The 6427-nt window shown below is 53.7% G+C and carries 6 protein-coding genes; 2 read left to right on the top strand and 4 right to left on the bottom strand.

Annotated features, from left to right (window positions below):
- Positions 1–510: 510 nt before the first annotated feature.
- The 4 genes from KXR87_RS21415 to KXR87_RS21400 are packed head-to-tail and all read right to left on the bottom strand — an operon-like array spanning position 511 to position 3479.
- Positions 511–1272 carry an amino acid ABC transporter ATP-binding protein gene (locus KXR87_RS21415; RefSeq protein ID WP_437434231.1) on the bottom strand — a complete coding sequence of 254 codons (762 nt, stop codon included), beginning with the start codon at positions 1270–1272 and terminating at the stop codon, positions 511–513.
- Positions 1265–1930 (bottom strand): amino acid ABC transporter permease, encoded by a 666-nt coding sequence (locus KXR87_RS21410; protein ID WP_437434230.1) that lies wholly within the window; start codon positions 1928–1930, stop codon positions 1265–1267. The genes KXR87_RS21415 and KXR87_RS21410 overlap by 8 nt, the downstream gene beginning before the upstream one ends.
- 13 nt (positions 1931–1943) lie before the next feature.
- Entirely contained in the window at positions 1944–2585 is a 642-nt protein-coding gene (locus tag KXR87_RS21405; RefSeq protein WP_437434229.1) for an amino acid ABC transporter permease, read from the bottom strand.
- A gap of 45 nt (positions 2586–2630) precedes the next feature.
- Positions 2631–3479 carry a transporter substrate-binding domain-containing protein gene (locus KXR87_RS21400; RefSeq protein ID WP_437434228.1) on the bottom strand — a complete coding sequence of 283 codons (849 nt, stop codon included), beginning with the start codon at positions 3477–3479 and terminating at the stop codon, positions 2631–2633.
- A gap of 233 nt (positions 3480–3712) precedes the next feature.
- Here KXR87_RS21400 and KXR87_RS21395 point away from each other — a divergent pair, with 233 nt between their 5' ends.
- On the top strand, positions 3713–5176 hold the full coding sequence (locus KXR87_RS21395; protein ID WP_437434227.1) for a PLP-dependent aminotransferase family protein: 1464 nt from the start codon (positions 3713–3715) through the stop codon (positions 5174–5176).
- A gap of 123 nt (positions 5177–5299) precedes the next feature.
- Positions 5300–6418 carry a YbdK family carboxylate-amine ligase gene (locus KXR87_RS21390; RefSeq protein WP_437434226.1) on the top strand — a complete coding sequence of 373 codons (1119 nt, stop codon included), beginning with the start codon at positions 5300–5302 and terminating at the stop codon, positions 6416–6418.
- The last annotated feature ends 9 nt before the right edge of the window (positions 6419–6427 follow it).

Here is a 6427-nt window from a genome sequence, read left to right as displayed (position 1 = left end):
TTTACAGGGAGGTTTCCTCCGCCCGTCCCCGATAAGCCTGAAGGATTAAGCGTCGTGAACCGCGAAGCGGCGATTTTCCTGGCCGGGAGCCCGGGTCGCCAGGGTGGTGGCGGTGAACCACCCTGGCACGTTCACGGGTTCTGGCGTGAMAGARAAGCAAGGAACATAAGGTGAACGGAATGACCCTCAGCGCCGCATGTTCCCCTCACCCTGACCCTCTCCCCAAAGGGGCGAGGGAACCGTTCGAGCGGTTTGCAGACTTAGCACCCACCTTTAAAAAATCAGCTGAGCTAGCCTTTCTCCCTCTCCCCAAAGGGGCGAGGAGCCGTTCGAGTGGTTTGCAGACTTAGCACCCACCTTCAAAAAGCAAGCTTGCCCAACCTTTCTCCCTCTCCCCAAAGGGGCGAGGGAACCGTTCGAGCGGTTTGCAGACTTAGCACCCACCCTCAAAAGCAAGCTTGCCCAGCCTTTCTCCCTCTCCCTTTCAGGGAGAGGGCCGGGGTGAGGGTATTAACGGCTCGACTGCAAAAACTTCCTTACCCTGTCCGAATCGGGATGGGTGAAAAATTTCTCCGGCGGTGCTTTTTCAATCAGCAACCCCTTTTCTAAAAACACCACTTCATCTGACACCTGGCGGGCAAAGTCCATCTCATGGGTCACCACCACCATCGTGTAGCCCTCGGCGGCGAGGTTTTTCATCACCCCAAGCACTTCGCTCACCAGCTCAGGATCCAGCGCGGAGGTCGGTTCATCAAACAAAATGACTTCAGGGGACATGGCAAGGGATCGGGCAATCGCCACACGCTGCTTCTGCCCGCCGGAGAGCGTGATCGGATAAGCATCCGATTTATGGCCCATACCGACCTTTTCTAACTGGGCACGGGCAATCTCCTCTGCCGCGTCACGCCTCATCCCTTTCACATGCACCAGGGCTTCGCTGACGTTTTGCAGCACGGTAAGATGCGGCCACAGATTGAAACTCTGGAATACCATACCTATGCGTTCGCGTACTTTTGAGAGATCTTTGTGCGACATCGCTTTACCGGTGCTGGCGTCCACCCCGATGCGCTGCCCGCTGATGTGGACTTCCCCACGATCGGGCTGTTCCAGCCAGTTCATACAGCGCAGCAGCGTCGACTTCCCCGAACCGGATGACCCCAGAATGCTGACCACCGTGCCCTTTTCCACCGTCAGGTTGATGTCGCGCAGCACCTCAACGTTATCAAACTGTTTGGACAGGTTTTTAATGCTCACCGCACTTGATTCAGGCATGGGTCATTCCTCTTTTTGCGCCATACTGGCTAAGACGTTTAATCATCAGTTCAAGCAAGATGCTGATCCCCCAGTACAGCGCAATCGCCACAATGAACGCATTGAAGGGAATAAAATAGGTGGACTGTACGCCGTTTGCCGCTGCGGTTATCTCCTGAACCGTAATAATGCACAGGAAGGCGGTATCCTTCAGACAAATAATGAGTTGATTTCCCATCAGGGGCAGTGCCGAGGAGAAAATATTGGGCAGCACGATACGTTTAAATATTTTGTAGCGTGAGAACCCCTGCGAAACGGCGGCTTCGGTATACCCCTTAGAAAATAGCCTTCGCTGGCTACGTAATATTTCAAAGAAGTAAGCACCGTGATAAATAATTAATGCCACCAGCCCCGCCGTCCATGCCTCCATACTGATACCTATTTCCGGTAGCCCGTAATAAAGCAGATAGGCCAGAATAAGAAAAGGCGTTGCCCGCATCAGGCTGACGAAAGCCATAATCACGCTGTCAAGAAACCGGTGCTGATATTCCATGACGTAACATAAGAGAATACCGATCAGCAGGCCAATAACTGCCGCAATAATAAACAGCTCGAGTGTTGTCAGCAGGCCGTTAAAGAAACTTTCACGTGCTGACCAGATAATGCCCCATTGATTCATATATCCTCCCGCTTTACCGCGCCAGACGCTTCGCTTTGCGTTCCGCCATGCTCTGGCATTTCAGCAGCAGACCGATAATAACCACATACAACAGCCCGGCCGCCAGAATCGGCGACAGTGGCTCATAGGTGACAGACGAAATGCGGTTGGTGACGCGCGTCAGATCCACCACGCCAATTACCGCGATGGCCGGGCTTCCTTTAATGAGGAACGACATTTCGTTGACCAGCGCTGGCAGACTTTCAATCCACATCTGCGGCAACATAATGTAGCGGAAATAGGTCCAGCGTCGCATGCCGACGGACTCTGCGGCTTCCCGTTGTTCACGGGGAAAATTGCGAAACGCATTGCGCCAGATTTCGGCATTAAAGGCCGAGGTGTTAAGCGTTAACGCCACGATGGCCGCCAACGTTTTGTCCATATTGATGCCGAGGGTCGGCAGCGACAAAAAGAGAAACAGCACCAGGGTGACCAGCGGCGTCGCCCGTGCCAGGCTAATGTAAACCACTAAAATCTGGTCGATAACGGGAATTTTCATCATGCGGATGAACGCGATCACAAGCCCGATAATCACCCCGGACGCAATCGCAATACCCGAGATCCAGAGGGTCGTCCATGCGCCTTCAATCAATAACTGCCAGGCCATTGCATCCATATGCCCTCCTTCTTTAACAGGCGGCGGTTGCCCGCCGCGATGATCTTAAAAACCCGCTAACTGATGGAACTGTCCGGCGCTGGTAATAGGCTCTTTCGGCATATCATAGGTTTCGCCGAACCATTTTTTCTGCAACTCAGCCAGCTTGCCGCTCTCGGTCATGTGGTTCATGAATTTGGTCATGTAAGCCAGCAGTTCGGGTGAGTTTTTCGGCACCGGCCACGCCATGTATCCGGGGCCGGAAACCGCCAGACCTTTGGCAAAGATTTTCGGTTTTGCTTTCACCAGATCGTTGACCGAGATAACCACGTTAATCACGTAATCCACGCGCTTATTGGCAAGGTCCGCATAAGCTTCCGGGTAAGACTGATACTCGACCACCGGCCCTAATTTGCCGCCGGTTTTTTCCAGCATCGCTTTCAACTCAGGCAGACGCGCCAGCAGTGCACTGCCTGCCTGGACGCCCACTTTTTTACCGCTGAGATCGGCTATCGTATTCAGGGTTTTATCGTCAGCCCGTTTTACAAAATAGTGCTGGGCGGAGGCCCAGGGCGGCGTGAAATTAAACACGTTGAGGCGTTCATCGGTTATAACGGCACCGGTTAAGGCCATATCATATTGCCCCGTTGAGACAGCGGCGAGCAGCCCTGTCCAGGGTAAAATACTTTGCGTAATGTTGAATTTCGCATATTTACGAAACTCGTCGAGCATATCCTTATTAAAACCATCTGCCTGTCCGTTAGTCATAAAGTTAAACGGCGCGTAGTCATCTTCCGTTGCGACTTTCATGGTGCCATTTTTTTCGATTTCGGGTAAATCCGCTGCAACTGCGTGCAAAGAAAAAGCCAGCGAGAAGATGGCTGCAAGATAATATTTGCCGAATACGTTTTTCATTTCTCTACCCTTAATTTTTTCTGCAAGGCTGATGCATTTCCGTCGTACCGGAGTCTTTGCAATAAATATGCCGAAAGCGATGGTCATCCGGCGTGTTGTGACTGCGTTTTAACAATAGAGACGCTTTCAGAATTCTGAATAGAGCCAGACCGCGATAATGTTTGTGTCAGATCTCCGACAGCTGGTATGGATTTTGCTCGTTCTTTTTTGATGAGATCTCCGGGGAGGGCAATATGATTCGTCACCTGATGCATGTCGATTTCGATGGTCAACGTGGGTTACAGGAGCAGGTACGGGAATCATTGATTAATGCCATTTTGAGCGGCATTTTCCCGGCTGAAACGCCGTTACCTTCCTGCCGGCAGCTGGCCGTGCAGCTCAACGTATCGCGCAATACCACCGCCCTGGTCTTTGAAAGTCTGGTGAATGAGGGCTACCTGATAAGCCGGCCCCGCAGCGGCTATTATCTCCATCCCGACTACTACAGCGCCGGGCAAAATGTGTCTCAACGTGCACCTGAATGCGAAAGCGCTGCACCACTCTGGAGCAAACGGCTGCACATTACCCCCAGTCAGCAGGAGTCTATCCTTAAGCCGGCTGGCTGGATGCACTACCGTTACCCCTTTATCTACGGTCAACCGGATCCCCGGCAGTTCCCGCTTGCCACCTGGCGTACCGCGGCAAACTGGCTGCATGGTGGTGCCCGCGATCCGGCATGGGTGATTGATCACATCGATCAGGATGTACCGGCGCTGATAGAGCAGATCCGCACGCGCGTACTGCCAAAACGAGGCATCGTTGCCGCGCCGGATGAAATTTTGATTACGCTGGGATCGCAGAATGCCCTTTATCTGTTAACCCGCCTGTTAATGTCACGCCAGACCCGAGTGGCGGTGGAAAACCCAGGGTTTCGCGAAGCCATCAACACCTTTCTGCTTGGCGAGCCGCAGATTGTGCCTCATCCGGTAGACGATGAGGGACTTGTGCCAGGTGAGACGCCCTGTGATTATTACTACGTTACGCCCGGTCACCAGGTCCCGACCGGCGTCACCATGAGCAAGGCGCGACGCGCGCAACTGCTGGACTATGCCGCGCGCCACGATGCAGTGATCATCGAAGACGACTACGATTCAGAGAGCAATTTCACGCAAAACCCCCTGCCCGCACTTAAAGCCAGCGACCGCAGCGGACGCGTGATTTATGTCAGTAGTTTGTCAAAAGCGCTGTCGCCCGGTCTGCGTCTGGGCTACATGGTTGCCGCCCCTGAAATTATCGACGAAGCCCGTGCGCTGCGACGTCTGGTCTATCGTCATCCCCCTGCTAACCTCCAGTACCAGATGGCCCATTTTCTGGCACAGGGCCATTACGAAACCCACCTGCGTCGCTATCACGAAGATTCCGCGCGGCGCTGGGACAGGCTGCACGCCGCGCTGCATCGCTTTTTGCCTGAGTGCAAGACCCTTAGCGGGAGTGAGCATGCTAACGCGTTCTGGCTCAGTACCCCGGCGCATATCAGCACCCAGCAGTTGACCTGGCGAGCAGCCCACGCGGGAGTATTAATAGAGCCTGGGGCCCGTCATTTTCTGGAGGGTTCGCCGCCGGATAACTTTTTTCGTATGGGGTTTCATGCCATCAACCCGGACGCCATTATGCCAGGCGTCGAAGTGCTGCGCGGTCAGTTACAGCAGCTCGCCTGACTCCTCGCCCCAGGAGCTTACGCTGGTAAGTGACCGGGGTGAGCGAGGAGAGCCAATGCCCAGGCAACTTGAAGTATGACGGGTATACTTACCTGAACCCTCACAAGGAAAGGATAAGAGAGTATGCCACTACCCGATTTTCACGTATCTGACCCTTTTACCCTGGGCGTTGAGCTTGAACTCCAGGTTGTTAACCCACCGGGCTACGACCTGAGTCAGGACTCATCGCGCCTGATTGATGCCGTAAAGAGTCAGGTAAAGGCAGGTGAAGTCAAACATGACATCACCGAGAGCATGCTGGAGATTGCCACCGGCGTGTGTAAAGACATTAACCAGGCCGCCAGCCAGTTTTCTGCCATGCAGCAAATCATTCTGCAGGCAGCGAACGAGCACCACGTGAAGATCTGTGGCGGCGGAACCCACCCTTTCCAGAAATGGCAGCGCCAGGAGATAAGCAAAGATGAGCGTTATGCCCGCACGCTGGAGATGTTCGGCTATCTGATGCAACAAGCGACCGTTTTTGGTCAGCATGTCCATGTGGGTTGCCAGAACGGTGATGACGCCATCTATCTGCTGCACGGGCTGTCGCGTTTTGTTCCCCACTTTATTGCACTTAGCGCCGCATCGCCTTATATGCAGCGCACCGATAGTCGTTTTGCCTCATCGCGTCTGAACATTTTTTCCTCTTTCCCTGACAACGGACCCATGCCCTGGGTCAGCAACTGGCAGGAATTTGAAGGGCTGTTTCGCCGTCTGAGTTATACCAGCATGATTGAGAGCATTAAGGATCTGCACTGGGATATTCGCCCCAGTCCCAATTTTGGCACCGTTGAAGTGCGGGTGATGGATACGCCGCTTACTCTCTCACATGCTATTAACATGACCGGGTTTATTCAGGCTATTGCCCACTGGTTACTGGCAGAGCGCCCTTTTAAGCATCAGGAGCGCGACTATCTTTTGTATAAATTTAACCGTTTCCAGGCCTGTCGTTTCGGGCTGGATGGCGTTATCACCGACGTCCATACTGGCGAGCAGTGCCGTATTGCCGATGACATTGAACGTATGCTGGAAAAAGTTGCCCCCTGGGCGGATAAGCTTAATGCGGGCAGCGCGATTACCGAACTGGGCTATTTTGTGAGACGCGGCAAAAGCGAAGCGCAACTGATGCGCGATTTCGTAGCCGATGGTGGCTCCCTGATCGGGCTTGTGCAAAAACACACCGAGATTTGGGCGGCGGGGTAATTGCCTGCG

This window comes from Yokenella regensburgei, from assembly GCF_051486985.1.
Lineage (GTDB): Bacteria > Pseudomonadota > Gammaproteobacteria > Enterobacterales > Enterobacteriaceae > CBFFRJ01.
This window is presented reverse-complemented; position numbering and strand designations above follow the sequence as displayed.

Excerpts from the sequence above, each read along its gene's own strand:
- KXR87_RS21415 (WP_437434231.1), bottom strand. The coding sequence starts at position 1,272 with ATGCCTGAATCAAGTGCGGTGAGCATTAAAAACCTGTCCAAACAGTTT.
- KXR87_RS21405 (WP_437434229.1), bottom strand. The coding sequence starts at position 2,585 with ATGGATGCAATGGCCTGGCAGTTATTGATTGAAGGCGCATGGACGACC.
- KXR87_RS21410 (WP_437434230.1), bottom strand. The coding sequence starts at position 1,930 with ATGAATCAATGGGGCATTATCTGGTCAGCACGTGAAAGTTTCTTTAAC.
- KXR87_RS21390 (WP_437434226.1), top strand. The coding sequence starts at position 5,300 with ATGCCACTACCCGATTTTCACGTATCTGACCCTTTTACCCTGGGCGTT.
- KXR87_RS21400 (WP_437434228.1), bottom strand. The coding sequence starts at position 3,479 with ATGAAAAACGTATTCGGCAAATATTATCTTGCAGCCATCTTCTCGCTG.
- KXR87_RS21395 (WP_437434227.1), top strand. The coding sequence starts at position 3,713 with ATGATTCGTCACCTGATGCATGTCGATTTCGATGGTCAACGTGGGTTA.